This window comes from Salipaludibacillus sp. CF4.18 (assembly GCF_051262595.1).
Classification (GTDB): domain Bacteria; phylum Bacillota; class Bacilli; order Bacillales; family Salisediminibacteriaceae; genus Salipaludibacillus; species Salipaludibacillus neizhouensis.
This window is the reverse complement of the sequence record NZ_JBIMEV010000157.1, coordinates 1-574: the sequence shown is the minus strand read 5'-3', so window position 1 is coordinate 574 and position 574 is coordinate 1. Positions and strand designations below refer to the sequence as shown.

Genomic DNA, 574 nt, shown 5'->3' with positions numbered 1-574 from the left:
CCCCGCGGGGCCATCATAAATTAAAAAACGCCACTTGCTAACTTCTCTAAATAACTTTAAACTCCTCGTTGGACCAACAACGTTTGACAGGAGGAAATTAGGAGATGTTAGAAGTGACGCAGATTGATTATATCAGACGCGAAGTGAATCAGAAAGGGAATAATTATTCCAGTGTAGCTACCAGGGTGGAAGTGGACCCACGTACAGTAAGGAAATATGCCAATCAAGAAGAGTTTCAAGTGAAGTTGCCACAAAAGAGGAAAGCAAGAGTAATGGATCCAGTGAAACCTATCATAGATAAATGGATTGGTGAAGATCTGAAGAAGAAAAGGAAGAATCATAGAACAGCTAAAAGAATGTATGAGCAGTTGGGAAAGTTTCATAGTTTCACAGGCTCTGAGAGATCTGTCCGTGACTACGTTTCGAAACGGAAAAAGGAGTTGAAAGATTATCAAGAAGGGGCAGCTCTTCCACTAGAGTCTATCCCTGGAACGGCTCAAGTGGACTTTGGTACAGCATCTTTTAAATACCAATCGAAAATCATTGATTTACCTTATTTGGTGGTGTCCTTTCC

The 574-nt window shown here is 40.9% G+C and carries 1 pseudogene; it reads left to right on the top strand.

Annotated elements, in window-relative coordinates:
• Nucleotides 1-104: 104 nt before the first annotated feature.
• Nucleotides 105-574, top strand: a pseudogene (locus ACHABW_RS25955) (IS21 family transposase); the annotation flags it as partial.